Here is a 16815-nt window from a genome sequence, read left to right as displayed (position 1 = left end):
CCCTTTAATAATCAATTACGATCTTTTCATAACCAAAGAGAATTAGAGGCGCACCCGGTAAGCAATTCTCGCGTACGCTCAACCGCTGCGACTATGATCGGGCGGATCAAAAACAGGACAAATGGCGGCTATGGAGACAACCCAACCCGGCAATGCGCGTCCCGCCAAAGGCATCCGCAGCGGCGCCCCGCTGCTCGCGACAGTCACGACGAGCGACGGCTTCGAACTGCCCTTATATCGCTGGGCCGCAACCGCGCCGCTGCGCGCCACGGTTGCGCTGGTGCACGGGCTCGTGGAGCACGCGGGGCGCTACGCCGCGCTGGCCGCGCGTCTGAATGCGGCCGGCATCGAACTGGTCGCGATCGATTTGCGCGGGCATGGGCATGCGCCCGGCAAACGCGCCTACGTGAGGCGTTTCGACGACTATCTGCTGGATGCGCAAGCCTTGCTCGACGCCGCGGCGCAGAGTTGCGCCCCGCTCTTCCTGATGGGGCACAGCATGGGCGGCGCAGTGGCCGCGCTCTACGCGATCGAGCGCCTTGACGCGACTGGCCGGCGACTGAGCGGTCTGATCCTGTCGAGCCCCGCACTCGCGCCCGGCCACGACGTGCCGCGCTGGATGCTCAAGCTGAGCCAGGTGATCAGCCGCCTCTGGCCGAGCTTCCCGGCAATGAAGATCGACGCGGCTTTGCTGTCGCGCCTTCCATCAGTGGTGAACGCCAATCGCAATGACCCGCTGGTTCATCACGGTGCGATCCCCGCGCGCACCGGCGCGGAGCTTCTGCAGGCGATGGCGCGCATCGAACGCGGCCGCGCGGGCTTGCGTGTGCCGCTGCTGGTGTACCACGGCACCGCGGACAAGCTCACCGAACCCGATGGCAGCCGCGATTTCGGCCAGCACGCCGGCTCGCCGGACAAGACGCTCACGCTGTACGAGGACAGCTATCACGAGACAATGAACGATCTGGACCGCGACCGCGTGATCGGAGAGTTGATTGCGTGGATCGAGGCGCGGGCTTCTAAAGTCTGAGCGCTCCGGCGAAGGCCCGGCACGAACGGCGGCGCGCGCCTAGCGCTGCCAGTCGGGCGGCCGTTTGTCGATGAATGCCTGCACGCCTTCGAGCGCGGAGTCGTCCATCATGTTGCAGGCCATTGTCTGGCCAGCGAGCTGATAAGCCGCTTCAATGCCCATTTCGAGCTGACGGTAGAACAGGCCCTTGCCGGCGCTGACTGCTTCGACCTGTTTCGCGCAGATGCTGGTGGCGAGCTTCGCGACCTCGGCGTCGAGCGCGTCCGCCGGCACGACGCGGTTCACAAGCCCCTGACGCTTCGCCTCAGGTGCGTCGATGAAATCGCCAGTCAGCAGCATTTCGAGCGCCGCTTTGCGCGACAGGTTGCGCGACAGCGGCACCGAAGGCGTCGCGCAAAACAGGCCCAGGTTGACGCCCGAGACGGCAAACCGCGCCGTATCGGCGGCGATCGCGAGATCGCACATTGCGACAAGCTGGCAACCGGCTGCCGTGGCAATGCCGTGCACGCGCGCGATGACCGGTTGCGGTAAGCGCTGAATCGTCAGCATCAGCTTCGTACAGCGTGCGAACAATGCCTGGTAATACGCAAGCGATGGCGCCGCGCGCATTTCCTTCAGATCGTGCCCTGCGCAGAAGGCGCGGCCAGCACCGGCGATGACGACCACCCGTGCTTCGGATTGCGCGAGTTCCGCCAATACGGTCTGCAGTTCGTCGAGCAAGGCCTCCGACAGCGCATTGAACGCGTCCGGCCGGTTCATCGTCACCAGCACGACGCCCGCCACACCATAAGCGTCGTGTTCGATCTGCAGCAGTGAAGCGTTGCGAACATCCGCATTCATGGCTTACTCCTCATTGAAGTTCGCTTTCGCGCCGCGCCTCAGATCCCGGCCAGCGCGCGCACATGCGCGACCACGCTGCGCCCGAGCGCCGACAGGTTGTACCCGCCTTCCAGGCAACTGACGATACGCCCGCGCGCATAGCGGTTCGCGATCCCGCGCACCTGATCGGTGATCCACGCGTAGTCGTCCTCGACGAGGCCCATGTTGCCGAGATCGTCCTCGCGATGCGCGTCGAAGCCGGCCGAGATGAAGATCATCTCCGGCTTGAATTCGTGCAGACGCGGCAGCCACAGCATATCGACCGCCTCGCGCACCGCCATGCCCTTCGAACGCGCCGGCATCGGCACGTTGCACATGTTGGGCGCCTGATTGTCGGCGCCGGTGAACGGGTAGAACGGATGCTGGAAGATGCTGCACATCAGCACGCGCGAATCGCCCGAGAATGCGGCCTCGGTGCCGTTGCCGTGATGGACGTCGAAGTCGACGATCGCGACGCGCTGCATGCCGTGCACGTCGAGCGCATGGCGTGCGGCAATCGCAACGTTGTTGAAGAAACAGAAGCCCATCGCACGCGCCGGCTCGGCATGGTGGCCGGGCGGGCGCACGCTGCAAAACGCGTTGTCGTAACGGCCTTCGATGACGGCGTCGGTGGCGGCTACCGCGGCGCCCGCGGCACGCAACGCGGCCTGCAAGGTGTGCGGGTTCATCGACGTGTCGGGGTCGATTTCGGCAAGGCCTTCGGCGGGCGAGCGGCTGCGGATGTAATCGATGTGCGCCTGGGTATGCACGCGCAATAACGAGGCTTCGTCAGCCAGCGGCGGCGACTCGCGTTCGATCAGCGAGTCGATGCGGCTTGCGATCAGTTGATCTTCGATTGCCTGCAGGCGCGCCGGGCATTCGGGATGCCATTGCCCCATATCGTGCAGCAGACAGTCGGCGTGAGTATAAAAGCCTGTTGCCATGATTCTCTTCTGCGGCGCGGCGCCTTCGAGGCGTGCGCGGCGTGTCTCCGTCCAAGGGCGCGCGCCCTCGGCGCGCCAACTATCGTCAAGTTACCACACGATGCGGCTGTGACGCGTGCTGGGCGCAGTTTTGCAGAAGGCGTCGGGTATACTGCCCCGATCCGTTTTTCCCCTGTCTTTTTTGCACTGCGCCCTAGCTCACTATGACCGTCAAGCTTGCTCTGTCTGCACGAAACCGGCTACGCACAACGCGCGTCGCCACCGCACTGTCCGTCGCATGGTGCGTGTTCACAGCAGCCAGTCCGGCAATGGCGCAAAGCACCGCGCCAAAGCCGCCGCTGCAGGTCACGCAAAGCCAGCCGCAACAGGCGGTGCCGCAGGAGCAAACCTTCGAAGAAGAAATCATCCCGCAGCGCTATGCGAATAATCCGAATGTCGATGCGTTCATCAACGACATGTCAGCGCGCTACGACTTCGACCAGGCCGCGCTGCACGCGCTGTTCGCACGCGTGAGCTATTCGGCGACCGCGGTCAAGCTCGTCACGCCGTCGCCCTCGCCGTCGGTCAAGAACTGGCGCGTGTATCAGTCGCGCTTTCTCGACCAGATTCGCATCAACGCCGGCGTGCGCTTCTGGCGCGCCAACCAGGCAACGCTGCAACGTGCTTATGAAGAGTTCGGCGTGCCGCCGGAGGTGGTCGTCGGCATTATCGGTGTGGAGACGATCTACGGCCGCTTCATGGGCAACTTCCGCGTGCTCGACGCGCTGACCACGCTCAGCTTCGACTACCCGAACACCGCCAATCGCGCGGATCGCCAGGCGACCTTCCGCAAGAATCTCGAAGACTATCTGGTGTGGACGCGCGAATCGCAGATCGATCCGACCACGGTACTCGGCTCGTACACCGGCGCGATCGGCATTCCGCAATTCCTGCCGAGCAGCATCGTGCAATACGCGGTGAGCTACGACGGCAACAAGCAGATCGATCTGCGCACGAGCCAGGCGGATGCGATCGGCAGCGTGGCGAACTATCTGCGTCAGAACGGTTGGGAAAACGGCCGGCCCGTGGTGTGGAAGATCGGCACGGACGCGGGCAGCCTCGGCGTTGCACAAGCCGCCGCCGACGGTCAGCCGGAACCGCACTGGCCGTTGCAGCAACTGCTGCGCGCCGGGCTGCTTGTGAACGAGCCGGGGATCGACATCGCGTCGGAAGCGGGTACGCCGGTGACGGTGGTCGATCTGCCCTCGCCGGGGCGGGGCACCGAGTACATGCTGGGCTTGAAGAACTTCTATGTATTGACGCGCTATAACCGCAGCTTCTTTTATGCGCTCGCGGTTTATCAGTTAGGCGAGCGGGTCAAAGCGCAGATGGCGACAAGCGATGCGGTGAACGGCAACAATGCGGCGGCGCCAAGTGCGGCTTCGCAGTAAGCTGCGCCGCGACACCTGGAAAAAGTGAAACAAAAAGCGCCGGCTGGACCGGCGCTTTTTTATGGCTAAAACGACTTAACGCCAGCTACGCGCGCTCAAGCCGGAAACACACCGGTCGACAGGTAACGGTCGCCGCGATCGCAGACGATAAACACGATCGTCGCGTTTTCGACCTGGCGCGCGACCCGCAGCGCCACTTCGCACGCCCCGCCTGACGAAATGCCGGCGAAGATCCCTTCAACCGACGCCATACGCCGCGCCATCGCTTCGGCTGCGGCCTGACTCACGTTCTCGACGCGGTCCACGCGGCTGCGATCGAAAATCTTCGGCAGATACGCTTCCGGCCACTTGCGGATGCCGGGAATGCGCGAGCCCTCCTCCGGTTGCGCACCGATGATTTCGATCGCCTGATTCTTTTCCTTCAAATACGCCGACACGCCCATGATCGTGCCGGTGGTGCCCATCGACGACACGAAGTGCGTGATGCGCCCTTCGGTGTCTCGCCAGATTTCCGGCCCGGTTCCTTCGACGTGCGCGGCCGGATTGTCCGGGTTCGCGAACTGGTCGAGGATGATGCCCTTGCCTTCGCGCTGCATCTGCTCGGCGAGATCACGGGCGTATTCCATGCCGCCCGTCACCGGCGTCAGCACGATCTGCGCGCCGTAGGCGGCCATGCTCTGACGCCGCTCCACCGACAGATCTTCCGGCATGATCAGCACCATCTTGTAGCCGCGGATCGCCGCTGCCATCGCCAACGCGATGCCGGTGTTGCCGCTGGTCGGTTCGATCAGCGTGTCACCCGGTTTGATGCGGCCGCGCGCTTCCGCTTTCTTGATCATCGACAGCGCCGGACGGTCTTTCACCGAACCCGCAGGGTTGTTGCCCTCGAGTTTCGCGAGGATCACATTGTTGCGGTTGCGGATATCGTCGTCAGGGAGGCGGACGAGTTGCACGAGCGGCGTATTGCCGATCGTGTCTTCAATCGTTTTGTAAGCCATATCGGTTCTAGTGCTGTCGATGCGTGGAGTCTTTAATCCATCAATTCTAAACCACCGTGTGCGCGGCTGCCGCGCGGCCCTTCTGCCCGCATGGATGCAGCGATGCCGGGCGGCTGGTGCATCGCGCTCATTCGACGCTCGTCGGGCACGCAAAAACAGCGCAGAGAACCACGCAAAAAGCCCGCGGCTGAGAACCGCGGGAGCCAGTCATCTGCATGACAGCTGAAGGAGTGTTCCTGCCAACTCCGACCATAAAGGGAAACTACGTTAGCAGACGCTGCGCGCAGATGACCCGCCCCGCGCGCAAGGCCCGCGTCAGGCTATTTCTTCACCGCGACAGTGGCATCGCTCTTTTGCGTATTGCCCGCAACGGCCGCGCCTTTGGTCTGGAGAGGCGCCGCAGCCTGCGCGCCAGCAGCCGCGCCAGCCGGACCGACAGCGAGACCCTCCGCCTGCAGGCGCTCGACGGTATGCCCGCCCATGCCTTTGACGCGCTTGCCGAGATCGGCCGGGTCCTTGAATGGACCATGCGCTGAACGCTCTTCGAGAATGGCTTTCGCTTTGGCAGCACCGATGCCCTTGATGCCGCGCAGCGCATCCTCGTTAGCCGTGTTGACGTCGACCGCCGCATACGCGTGGCCGAAAGCGGCGAGCATGGCCGCGGTAACCAGAGTTTTTCGAAACATATGGAATCTCCCTCGTACAACCGGTTGGCGACCATCACCAACCGGGAGATTCCAGTTTAAAGAGGGATGCGAAAGATTTACACCTGGCCGAATAGCCAACGTACGTAACGATCGACGCCTTCCTGCACGCTCAAAAACGGCGCGTCGTAGCCCGCCGAGCGCAGCTTCGACTGGTCCGCTTGCGTGAAGCATTGGTACTTGCCACGCAATGCATCGGGGAACGGAATGTATTCGATCAGCCCGCGCTGCACCTGATCAGCGAGCGACAACGGCGCTTCGTTGTTCAGCGAGCGCAGCGTGTTGACCACCGTGCTCGCGATGTCGTTGAATGGCTGCGCGCGGCCGCTGCCCAGGTTGAAGATGCCCGACTTGTCCGGGTTGTCGAAGAAGAACAGGTTGACCTTCGCCACGTCTTCGACGGAAACGAAATCGCGCGTCTGTTCGCCCGCGGCATAACCGTTGTACTCGCCGAACAGCTTGACCTTGCCTTCGGCGCGGAACTGGTTGAAGTTGTGGAATGCCACCGACGCCATGCGCGCCTTATGCGTTTCGCGCGGACCGTACACGTTGAAGTAACGGAAGCCCGCGATCTGGCTCTTCGCGGTAGGCAGCACGCGGCGGATCACCTGGTCGAACAGGAACTTCGAATAGCCGTATACGTTCAGCGGCTGCTCGACTTCGCGCTCTTCGACGAAACGGCTCGAACCGCCATACGTCGCCGCCGAAGACGCATACAGAAACTGAATGTTCTGCGCGAGACACACGTCGAGCACGTCGCGGCTATAGCGGAAGTTATTGTCCATCATGTAGCGGCCGTCGGTTTCCATCGTGTCCGAGCAGGCGCCTTCGTGGAAAATCGCGCGCACCTTGCCGAAGTCGCCGCGCCTGAAGCGTTCGACGAATTCGGTCTTGTCGAGATAGTCGTCGATTTCGCAGTCGACGAGATTCTTGAATTTGTCCGCGCGCGTGAGGTTGTCGACCGCGATGATGCGTTGCTCGCCGCGATCGTTGAGCGCCTTCACGAGATTGCTGCCGATAAAGCCGGCCGCGCCGGTGACGATGAGGGTCATGATGGTCCTGCGCTAGTGAGCTTTGCATGGGATCGGAGTAAGCGCTAAAGCGTTAACTCCAATTGACAGGTTCAGTTGACGCCCCGCGGCTCACCTGTTTCGCGCCGCAACCGGGCGTAAAACTGGAGGCCGGGCGGGCCGCATCAATGAAAGAGTTCGTCGTAGTCGACGGTAGCAGTGCCGAGTTTGCCGACCACGATGCCGGCCGCGCGGTTCGCGAGCCCAACCGCCTCGACCAGCGTCAGGCCCGCGCCGAGCATCGCGGCGAGTGTGGCGATCACGGTGTCGCCCGCGCCCGATACATCATACACTTCGCGTGCTACGGCCGAAGCGTGCAGGATGCCGTCGTCGGAGAAGAGCGTCATACCCTCTTCCGAACGCGTCAACAGCAGCGCCTTGAAGTCGAGATCGGCGCGCAGTCTGGTCACGCGCGCGATCAGATCTTCTTCGGATTTCCATTGGCCGACCACTTCGCGCAACTCGGCGCGATTCGGCGTGATCAGCGTCGCCCCGCGATAGCGCTCCCAGTCGTCGCCCTTCGGATCGACCAGCACCGGCTTGCCCGCCGCATGCGCCTTCGCGATCATCTGCGTAACGTGCGTGAGGCCGCCCTTCGCGTAGTCCGACATCAGGATCACGTCATGCGACGGCAGCAAGTCGTCGAAACGGGCGAGACCCGCGAGCAGCACTTCGTGCGTCGGCGTGTTTTCGAAGTCGACACGCAGCAGCTGTTGCTGACGCGACAGTACGCGCAACTTGATCGTGGTGAGCAGCGCGGGGTCACGTTCGAGATGCGGCGTCACACCGCTTTCGCTGAGCAACTGCACGATACGCTCGCCGGGTTCGTCATGGCCGACTACACACAACAAACCCGCTTGCGCGCCCAGCGCAACCGCATTGCGTGCCACGTTTGCGGCGCCACCGAGCCGGTCTTCCTGGCGCTGCACGTGCACGACCGGCACCGGCGCTTCCGGCGAGATGCGGTTCACATCGCCGAACCAGTAGCGATCGAGCATCACATCGCCGACCACCAGCACACGCGCGGCGCCGAGCTGCGCACGCGGTACCACGGTGAGCTCGGCCGTGGACCTGGACTGAGCGGCCTCAGGCATGGTTTGCGGCATCGGCCGGAAGTTCGAAGGGTTGGGCATAAGGTCGTCCAATCGAGTGATAGTCGAAGCCGAGCTCGGTCATCGCGTCCGGTTCGTACAGGTTACGGCCGTCGAAAATCAGCGGTGACTTCAGCACCGATTTCAGATGCACGAAATCCGGGCTCTTGAATTCCTTCCATTCGGTGACGATCACAAGCGCGTCGGCGCCGGTGAGCGTTTCGTCCTGGGTGCTGGCGAAATGCAGACGCGTGAGCTGCTCCGGCGCTTCGTGCAAATCGATCGCGAACACGCGGCGCGCTTCGGTCACAGCGACCGGATCGTACGCGCGCACCTGCGCGCCGCGCGCCAGCAACTCGGCGATCACGCGGCGGCTCGGCGCTTCGCGCATGTCGTCGGTATTCGGCTTGAACGCGAGCCCCCAAACGGCGAAGGTGCGGCCGCTCAGATCTTCGCCGAGCTTGTGCGTGATCTTGCGCACAAGCACGTCCTTCTGCTTGTAGTTCACTTCCTCGACGGCTTCGAGGATGCGCAGGTTGTGGCCGCTTTCACTCGCGGTACGAATCAGCGCCTGCACGTCCTTCGGGAAGCACGATCCGCCGTAGCCGCAACCGGCATACAGGAAGTGATAGCCGATACGCGGATCCGAACCGATACCGCGACGCACTGCTTCAATATCCGCGCCGACGCGATCCGCCAGATTCGACATCTCGTTCATGAACGAAATGCGCGTGGCGAGCATCGCATTGGCTGCGTATTTCGTGAACTCGGCCGAGCGCACGTCCATATACAGCGTGCGTTCGTGATTGCGGTTGAACGGCGCGTACAGACGCTTCATCAGTTCGCGCGCGCGCAGGCCGGCTTCGTCTTCGTCGCTGCCGATCACGATGCGATCGGGGCGCATGAAATCGTCCACCGCTGCGCCTTCTTTCAGAAACTCAGGATTGGAGACTACCGAGAAGCGGTGCTTCTCGCTGTTGGCGAGACCACGCCGGGCCAGTTCCTCTTCGACCACCGCGCGCACGCGCTGCGCGGTGCCGACCGGCACCGTCGATTTGTCGACGATCACCTTGAAGCCGTTCATTGTGCGGCCGATACTGCGCGCAGCTTCAAGCACGTATTGCAGATCGGCCGAGCCGTCTTCGTCGGGCGGCGTGCCGACGGCGATGAACTGCACGTCGCCGTGCGCGACGCTCGCTTCGATATCCGTCGAAAACGTGATGCGGCGAGCCGCGCGCGTGCGAGCGATGATCTCCTGCAAACCCGGCTCGTGAATCGGCACGCCGCCGTTGTTGAGGATTTCGATCTTGCGCGGATCGACGTCGAGACAGAAGACGTCGTGGCCGATTTCGGCGAGACACGCGCCAGTGACGAGGCCGACATAGCCTGTGCCGATAATGGTGATTTTCATACGCTTTCCGGTAGAGGGTTCCGGTGATGATTCCCGGTGATGAAGCCGGTTATGAACACGTTGCGAGGTCCGCCCACGCATGCGCTGTTGCCATCCGCGTGGCGAGGCAGCCGCGCGGCCGGTGCCGGCGCGGTCGCAGTGGCGTCAATTCGACGCCGCGATCGGTTCGACGCGACGCGGCGCATAGGTTTCCCAACCGCTGCAACCCGGGCACTGCCAATAGAAAAGCCGCGCCCGAAAACCGCAATTCTGGCACGTATACCGTGGCAGATTTTTGGTGCGCTGACGGATCAGCGTGCGCATCAGTTCGAGCTCGCTGCGCCGCGGCTCTTCCGCGACGGCTTGCTGCGCTTCCAGAAGACGCGTCATACCTGCCAGATTAGGTGACTTCTGCATCTGCGAACGCGCCAGTGCATGCGCGGCGTCGGGACCGCGCAACACCGCGACGTGCTGATACGCGACGTCGAGCAGATCGTTCGACGGATAGCGATCCACCCACGTGGTCAGCAGATCGGCACCCTCTTGCGGGCGGCCGAGCGTTTCGTAGGCCTTCATCAGCTTTTCGGCGACGAGCGGCAGATACGCCGGATTCTGTTCCTCGACGCGCCGCCATTGGGTAATGGCGGCCTCTTGCGCATCGCCTGCCGCATCGACGTCGCCGAACAGGATCGTGGCGCGCACGTTAGTCGGGTTGGCTTTCAACGCAAAACCAAGCTGACGGCGCGCTTCATCCGGGTTCTTCTGTTGCAGCGCTTCCTGGGCCAGTTCGCAATGGAATTGCGCGATTTCCTTATCGAGCGATTCAGCGCCCATCGTTTCCAGATGGCGCGCGGTGTCGATCGACTTGACCCAGTCTTTCTCGATTTCGTAGATCGTCAGCAGCGCGCGTTGCGCGCCCAACGCATAGTCGCCCGTTTCGAGCGCGCGGAAGGTTTCCTCCGCGCGATCGAGCAAGCCCGCCTTCAGGAAGTCCTGGCCTAATTCGTACAGCGCGTGATCGCGCTCGGTGACAGGCAGATCGGCTCGGCTCAGCAGGTTCTGATGCACGCGAATCGCGCGGTCGGTCTCGCCGCGGCGCCGGAACAGATTGCCCAACGCGAAGTGCAACTCGACCGTTTCGGGGTCGAGCTTGACCACTTCGATGAACGCATCGATCGCCTGATCCGGCTGCTCATTGAGCAGGAAATTCAGGCCACGGAAATACGAACGCGGGAGGTTGGCGCTTTCAGACAGCAGCGTCTTGAGGTCGTAGCGCGCGGCCATCCAGCCGAACGCGAAAGCGACGGGTACGGCAAGCAGCCACCAGAAGTCTAGATCCATGCGATTAATGCAAACGAGCGGGAAGGCAAAAACGGAAAGCCGCGCGCACGGTCAGCACGCGAGGCGGAAGAAAACTTAGATCAGCGGCGGCATCGGCGGTTGTTCGACCACCACCGGAGTTTCGCGCGCTACCCGCAACTCGCGCTTGAGCCGGCCGTTCTCCATGCGCAAGCGCACCATGGCCGGCATCCACGACACCAGCCCGGCCAGCAGCCCAGCCACAAAGAAGGCAAGGCCGATCAGGATCAACGGAGCCGACCAGGCGTAGCCAGCGAGGAAATTCAGCGTAGCAGGTTGCGTATTGGAGAGCGCGAGCACCAGCAGCAGCACGAACACCAGTACACGGATCAGCCAGACGATAAATTTCATGAATAGGTCTCTTGACGGCAGTTGCGGGGTGACGCCGGCTTGATGACGCGTCGCGCCACGGTGTTGCCCGCGCCGAAGTGACCCGTATTGTAATTGAAGCCCTCGCGGCTGGGCAGGAACTGGCTGATTGCGGACTTACGCGAGTTTTATTTTGCCGCCGGCGAATGTATTGGCCAGTGCGTTTGATTTCAGGATGCGCCACGCGCCTCTACATGCCGTATCCAGCGTACAAACGCAGTACGGAAAAAAAAAGCGCCCGAAGGCGCTTTTTCTGGTCTTTTGCCGTCTGGCTTTGGCCGCTGACGCTACCGATGCCACGCTACGAACCGCACAGCGAGGTTTTACAGATCGTCATCCGGCTCTTCGGCCTTCAACGGCTCGCCCGCACGCCGATCGACCCGCTCGCGCAATTCCTTGCCAGGCTTGAAGTGCGGTACGTACTTCTCGGGTACCAGCACCTTCTCGCCCGACTTCGGATTACGACCGACGCGGGAAGGACGACGATTGAGGCCGAAGCTGCCGAAGCCGCGAATTTCGATGCGATGACCGTTGGCAAGCGCCTCCGACATCGCATCAAGCATCGTCTTCACCGCGAAATCCGCATCCTTGAGGACAAGTTGCGGAAATCGCGTAGCCAGCTGGGCGACCAATTCCGATTTGGTCATACTGCAGCAGACCTCTCAGAGCTTACTGGTTCTGGCCGTCGAGCTTGGCCTTCAACAGCGCGCCGAGGTTCGTCGTGCCGGTTGCAGCCGAGCTGTTGTCCGACGCGAGGCCACGAATCGCTTCCTGCTGTTCGGCCGAGTCCTTGGCCTTGATCGACAGGTTGATGCCGCGCGACTTGCGATCGATGTTGATGATCATCGCGTTGACCTTGTCGCCTTCCTTCAGCACGTTGCGAGCATCTTCCACGCGGTCCTGGGCGATTTCCGAAGCGCGCAGGTAGCCTTCGACTTCCGCCGACAGCTGAACCACCGCACCCTTCGCGTCCACCGTCTTGACCACGCCGTCGACGATCGCGCCCTTGTCGTTCATTGCAACGAAGTTGCTGAACGGGTCGCCTTCGAGCTGCTTGATGCCCAGCGAAATGCGTTCCTTCTCGACGTCGATGCCGAGAACGATTGCTTCCACTTCGTCGCCCTTCTTGTACTTGCGAACCGCTTCTTCGCCCGTTTCGCTCCACGACAGGTCCGACAGGTGAACCAGACCGTCGATGCCGCCCGGCAGACCGATGAAGACGCCGAAGTCGGTGATCGACTTGATTGCGCCTTGCAGCTTGTCGCCCTTCTTGAAGTTGCGGCTGAAGTCGTCCCACGGGTTCGGCTTGCATTGCTTCATGCCGAGGCTGATACGGCGACGGTCTTCGTCGATTTCAAGAACCATGACTTCGACTTCGTCGCCCAGCTGAACAACCTTCGACGGTGCAACGTTCTTGTTCGTCCAGTCCATTTCCGACACGTGGACGAGGCCTTCGATGCCCGATTCCACTTCGACGAATGCGCCGTAGTCGGTGATGTTGGTGACCTTACCGAACAGGCGCGTGCCCGACGGGTAGCGGCGGGAAATGCCTTCCCACGGATCGTCGCCCAGTTGCTTGATGCCCAGCGAAACGCGGTTCTTCTCTTGATCGAACTTGAGAATCTTCGCGGTGACTTCCTGGCCAACCGACAACACTTCGCTCGGGTGACGCACACGACGCCATGCGATGTCGGTGATGTGCAGCAGGCCGTCGATACCGCCGAGGTCCACGAATGCGCCGTAATCGGTGATGTTCTTCACCACGCCTTCGACGATCGCGCCTTCCTTCAGCGTTTCGAGCAGCTTTGCGCGCTCTTCGCCCTGGGTCGCTTCGATCACAGCGCGGCGCGACAGCACGACGTTGTTACGCTTGCGGTCGAGCTTGATGACGCGGAATTCGAGGGTCTTGCCTTCGTACGGGGTCGTGTCCTTGACCGGACGCGTGTCAACCAGCGAACCCGGCAGGAACGCGCGGATGCCGTTGACCATGACGGTCATGCCGCCCTTGACCTTGCCCGTGATCGTGCCGGTCACGAGTTCGTTGTTGTCGAGCGCCTTTTCCAGCGACAGCCACGAAGCCAGACGCTTCGCCTTGTCGCGCGACAGGATGGTGTCGCCATAGCCGTTTTCCAGCGCGTCGATCGCGACGGAAACGAAGTCGCCCGCCTGCACTTCTACCTCGCCCGCGTCGTTCAGGAACTCTTCGAGCGGGATGTAGGCTTCGGACTTGAGACCAGCGTTGACGACCACGAAGTTGTGGTCAACACGCACGACTTCGGCGGAGATCACTTCGCCGGCGCGCATGTCTTGCTTGGTCAGCGACTCTTCGAACAGAGCCGCAAAAGATTCGGTATTCGGGGTAGAGGTTTGCAGGTCGGACATAAAAATCAAAATTTGCACGGTTCTCGCGGTGCCCGGCTGGCCGGACGGTCAGCAACGGCCAAGAATGCGAATGCCACGCGGGGTTAAGGGGTTAATACACGCTCCACGACACACGCGGAGCACCTACTGACAACACTACTTCTACTGCGCCCGCGGCTTATGCACAATTCGTACATTCATCAAGCATGCGGGACTAAAGCTTCATACCACTGCACCACCTGTTCGACCGCCTGGTCGACCGACAATGCGGAGGTATCAAGCAGCTTTGCATCTGCCGCGGGCTTGAGCGGCGCGGCTGCGCGCTGACTGTCACGCTCATCGCGCTCACGCAAATCCCGGAGCAAGTCATGTATATTAGCAGAAAATCCTTTTTGGATCAATTGCTTATGCCGGCGCGCGGCACGGGCCTCGACGCTGGCCGTGAGGAACACCTTCAGAATCGCGTCCTGGAAGATCACAGTGCCCATGTCGCGGCCGTCGGCGACCAGCCCCGGTTCCTTGCGGAAAGCCCGCTGACGCGCCACCAGCGCGGCGCGCACGGGCGCGTGCACGGCGATCGCCGAGGCGCGACTGCCGACCTCCTCCGCGCGAATCTCGGCGGATACGTCGACGCCGTCAAGCTGCGCGAGGCCCTCGCGAAACGTGATGTGCAGGTCGTCGATCAGTGCTGCGAGCGCATCGGCATCGTCCGGCGCAATGTCGTAGCGCATGCTGGCGAGCGCGGCGAGCCGGTACAGCGCGCCGCTATCCAGCAAGTGAAAACCGAGGCTCGCGGCAACCAGCGCGGCCACGGTGCCTTTGCCGGAGGCACTCGGGCCGTCGATCGTAATGACGGGCGTCTGGTGAAAGGGACGGGTCGGTTTCATCGAAAAAGTCGCACGTCAGTCGATTCGGGGACGAATCAGGGTTGAGCGAGCGCGATAAAGCGCTCGAAATAATCGGGGAACGTCTTGCCGACGCATTTGGGGTCGTTGATCCGGATCGGCACGCCGCCGAGACTCACCAACGAGAAGCACATCGCCATGCGGTGATCGTCGTAAGTGTCGATCGAGGCGTTCGGAATCAATTTTTCAGGCGGCGTGACGACGAGGAAATCCTCGCCCTCCTGCACCTTCGCGCCGACCTTGCGCAGTTCCGTTGCCATCGCGGCGATCCGGTCGGTTTCCTTCACGCGCCAGCTGGCAATGTTGCGCAACGTGGTCGTGCCGTCGGCGAACAGCGCGGCGACGGCGATGGTCATCGCTGCGTCGGGAATCAGGTTGAAGTCCATGTCGATCGGCTCGAGCTTGCCGCTGTCATGGCCGACGCCGCGCACTTCGATCCAGTCGTCGCCCATCTGCAGGTTCGCACCCATCTTGATCAGCGCATCGGCAAAACCGACGTCGCCCTGGATGCTGGCCCGGCCGACACCTTCCACCCGCAGCGGCCCGCCGCCGAGCGCGCCGGCCGCCAGAAAATACGACGCCGACGACGCATCGCCTTCCACCATGATCGTGCCCGGCGACTGATAGCGCTGGCCGGCCGGCACCACGAATTGATGCCAGCCGTTGCGCTCGACCTTGATGCCGAAGCGCTCCATCAGCTTGATCGTGATCTCGATGTACGGCTTCGAGATCAGTTCGCCGTCAACCTGCACGGTCGTTACGCCGCTTTCGGTGCGCAACAGCGGCAGCGTCATCAACAGCGAGGTGAGGAACTGGCTCGACACGTCGCCGCGCACGCGGATCGGCGCGTCCGCAGAAATCTGCGCTGGGCGAATCCGCAGCGGCGGATAGCCTTCATTCGCTTCGTAGTCGATCTTCGCGCCGATCTGACGCAGGCCGTCGACCAGATCGCCGATCGGCCGCTCGTGCATGCGCGGCACGCCGTGCACGCGATAGTCGCCGCCATTGACCGCGAGCGCCGCCGTCAACGGGCGCACCGCCGTGCCCGCGTTGCCGAGGAACAGGTCGGCGGTACGAGCGGTGAACGCGCCACGCGTGCCGGTTACGACGCAGGTGTCGCCGTCGCGCTTCAGGCGCACGCCGAGCTTTTCGAGCGCGTCGAGCATCACGCGCGTGTCGTCCGAATCGAGCAGATTCGTAATGGTCGTTTCGCCTTCGGCGAGCGCTGCGAGCAGCAGCACCCGGTTCGAAATGCTCTTCGAGCCTGGCAGGCGAACCGTGCCGGACGCACGGGAAAATGGTCCGAGATCGAGGAATTCCATGATTGAGTCCAGTTTCCGGTTATTTCGAGGCGTCGCTGGGCGCGACAGCCGCACCGCGCTGCTCCTGCCACTCGGTGCGCGCGACACGCGAGCGCGCGAACACGGCTTCGAGCGCGGCGCCGTCGGCTGCCTCGATCGCCGCCCGCAAGCGCGCAAGCACCGTCGTGTAAGCATCGAGTTCGTCGAGCAGCGCGACGCGATTCGCGACGCACACGTCGCGCCACATTTCCGGGCTCGACGCTGCGATCCGCGTGAAATCGCGGAAGCCGCCGGCAGCAAATGAAAATTTCAGCGCAGCGTCAGGCGAGTTGAGAATCTGCTCGACCAGCGCGAACGACAACACGTGCGGCAAATGGCTGACCGACGCGAACACGCGGTCATGCTGCTCCGGCGTCATCTCGTGCACAGCGGCGCCGGTGGCAGCCCACATCGCGGCAACCCGCGCGACGGCCTCGGGCGCGTTCTCCGGCAGCGCGCACAACACGACGTTGCGGTTCACATACAGGTCGGGCAAGGCGGCATCCACCCCGCTCGACTCACGCCCGGCAATCGGATGGCCCGGAACGAATTGGCCGATCCGCGCACCGAGCGCCGCTCGGGCGGCGGCGACCACGTCGGATTTGGTGCTGCCTGCGTCCGTGACGATCGTGTCCGCGTCGAGAAACAGCGCGATTCGTTCGAGCAGCGACTGAGTCTGCGCGACTGGCGCGGCAAGCAGCACGAGATCCGCGCCGGACAATGCTGCGCGCAATGCAGCATCGTCATTTAGCGCCGCAGTACCGTCGATTACACCCAACACCAGCGCACGCTCGGTCGACGCGGGCGAACGCCCGACACCGATCACCGTGCGCGCGCCTGCCGCCTCGCCGCGCTCTCGCAACGCGCGCGCGAGCGATCCGCCGATCAGGCCGACACCGAAAATCACCAGCTTGTTAAAAGAGAACGCGGCCACGTCGATCACAGAAAAAAGCGCGCCACAGATCG

The 16815-nt window shown here is 62.8% G+C and carries 16 protein-coding genes; 2 read left to right on the top strand and 14 right to left on the bottom strand.

Annotation, left to right across the window (positions count from 1 at the left end):
• Nucleotides 1–130 precede the first annotated feature (130 nt).
• Nucleotides 131–1030, top strand: coding sequence for a lysophospholipase (locus WN982_RS04970; protein ID WP_341314663.1), 900 nt, complete (start codon nt 131–133; stop codon nt 1028–1030).
• A gap of 39 nt (nt 1031–1069) precedes the next feature.
• Here the strand turns inward: WN982_RS04970 and WN982_RS04965 are convergent, their stop codons facing one another.
• Both WN982_RS04965 and WN982_RS04960 read right to left on the bottom strand, forming a co-directional pair.
• Nucleotides 1070–1870 (bottom strand): enoyl-CoA hydratase, encoded by an 801-nt coding sequence (locus WN982_RS04965; RefSeq protein WP_341314662.1) that lies wholly within the window; start codon nt 1868–1870, stop codon nt 1070–1072.
• A gap of 38 nt (nt 1871–1908) precedes the next feature.
• Nucleotides 1909–2832, bottom strand: a complete 924-nt coding sequence (locus tag WN982_RS04960) for a histone deacetylase family protein (protein ID WP_341314661.1) — start codon at nt 2830–2832, stop codon at nt 1909–1911.
• Nucleotides 2833–3035: 203 nt separating this feature from the next.
• Between WN982_RS04960 and mltB the strand changes: the two genes are divergently transcribed.
• Nucleotides 3036–4262, top strand: coding sequence for a lytic murein transglycosylase B (gene mltB, locus WN982_RS04955; RefSeq protein WP_341314660.1), 1227 nt, complete (start codon nt 3036–3038; stop codon nt 4260–4262).
• 95 nt (nt 4263–4357) lie between these two features.
• On the opposite strand, the gene cysM is transcribed toward mltB, so the two are convergent.
• The 12 genes from cysM to WN982_RS04895 form a co-directional block, all read right to left on the bottom strand.
• A complete protein-coding gene (gene cysM, locus WN982_RS04950) occupies nt 4358–5260 on the bottom strand; it encodes a cysteine synthase CysM (protein ID WP_341314659.1) in 903 nt (300 codons plus the stop codon).
• 320 nt (nt 5261–5580) lie between these two features.
• A complete protein-coding gene (locus WN982_RS04945; protein ID WP_341314658.1) occupies nt 5581–5946 on the bottom strand; it encodes a helix-hairpin-helix domain-containing protein in 366 nt (121 codons plus the stop codon).
• Between the two features lie 77 nt (nt 5947–6023).
• Nucleotides 6024–7016 carry an ADP-glyceromanno-heptose 6-epimerase gene (rfaD, locus tag WN982_RS04940; protein WP_341314657.1) on the bottom strand — a complete coding sequence of 331 codons (993 nt, stop codon included), beginning with the start codon at nt 7014–7016 and terminating at the stop codon, nt 6024–6026.
• 143 nt (nt 7017–7159) lie between these two features.
• On the bottom strand, nt 7160–8167 hold the full coding sequence (gene rfaE1, locus WN982_RS04935; RefSeq protein ID WP_341314656.1) for a D-glycero-beta-D-manno-heptose-7-phosphate kinase: 1008 nt from the start codon (nt 8165–8167) through the stop codon (nt 7160–7162).
• Nucleotides 8121–9536, bottom strand: a complete 1416-nt coding sequence (locus tag WN982_RS04930) for a UDP-glucose/GDP-mannose dehydrogenase family protein (protein WP_341314655.1) — start codon at nt 9534–9536, stop codon at nt 8121–8123. Before WN982_RS04930 ends, rfaE1 begins: the two co-directional genes overlap by 47 nt.
• 144 nt (nt 9537–9680) lie before the next feature.
• A complete protein-coding gene (gene lapB / locus WN982_RS04925) occupies nt 9681–10856 on the bottom strand; it encodes a lipopolysaccharide assembly protein LapB (RefSeq protein WP_341314654.1) in 1176 nt (391 codons plus the stop codon).
• A 75-nt stretch (nt 10857–10931) separates the two neighbouring features.
• Nucleotides 10932–11225, bottom strand: coding sequence for a LapA family protein (locus WN982_RS04920; protein WP_341314653.1), 294 nt, complete (start codon nt 11223–11225; stop codon nt 10932–10934).
• A gap of 341 nt (nt 11226–11566) precedes the next feature.
• Nucleotides 11567–11890, bottom strand: coding sequence for an integration host factor subunit beta (locus WN982_RS04915; RefSeq protein ID WP_007180889.1), 324 nt, complete (start codon nt 11888–11890; stop codon nt 11567–11569).
• A 22-nt stretch (nt 11891–11912) separates the two neighbouring features.
• Nucleotides 11913–13643, bottom strand: coding sequence for a 30S ribosomal protein S1 (gene rpsA, locus WN982_RS04910; protein WP_341314652.1), 1731 nt, complete (start codon nt 13641–13643; stop codon nt 11913–11915).
• 161 nt (nt 13644–13804) lie between these two features.
• Nucleotides 13805–14491: a (d)CMP kinase gene (gene cmk / locus WN982_RS04905; RefSeq protein ID WP_341314651.1), complete on the bottom strand. Its 687-nt coding sequence runs from the start codon at nt 14489–14491 to the stop codon at nt 13805–13807.
• A 35-nt stretch (nt 14492–14526) separates the two neighbouring features.
• Nucleotides 14527–15831 (bottom strand): 3-phosphoshikimate 1-carboxyvinyltransferase, encoded by a 1305-nt coding sequence (aroA, locus tag WN982_RS04900; protein WP_341314650.1) that lies wholly within the window; start codon nt 15829–15831, stop codon nt 14527–14529.
• Nucleotides 15832–15850: 19 nt separating this feature from the next.
• On the bottom strand, nt 15851–16792 hold the full coding sequence (locus WN982_RS04895; protein ID WP_341314649.1) for a prephenate dehydrogenase/arogenate dehydrogenase family protein: 942 nt from the start codon (nt 16790–16792) through the stop codon (nt 15851–15853).
• Nucleotides 16793–16815 lie beyond the last annotated feature (23 nt).

The sequence above is a fragment of the Paraburkholderia sp. IMGN_8 genome (genome assembly GCF_038050405.1).
Taxonomy (GTDB): domain Bacteria; phylum Pseudomonadota; class Gammaproteobacteria; order Burkholderiales; family Burkholderiaceae; genus Paraburkholderia.
Note: the sequence above shows the minus strand (reverse complement) of the source record. Positions and strands in the feature narration are given on the sequence as shown.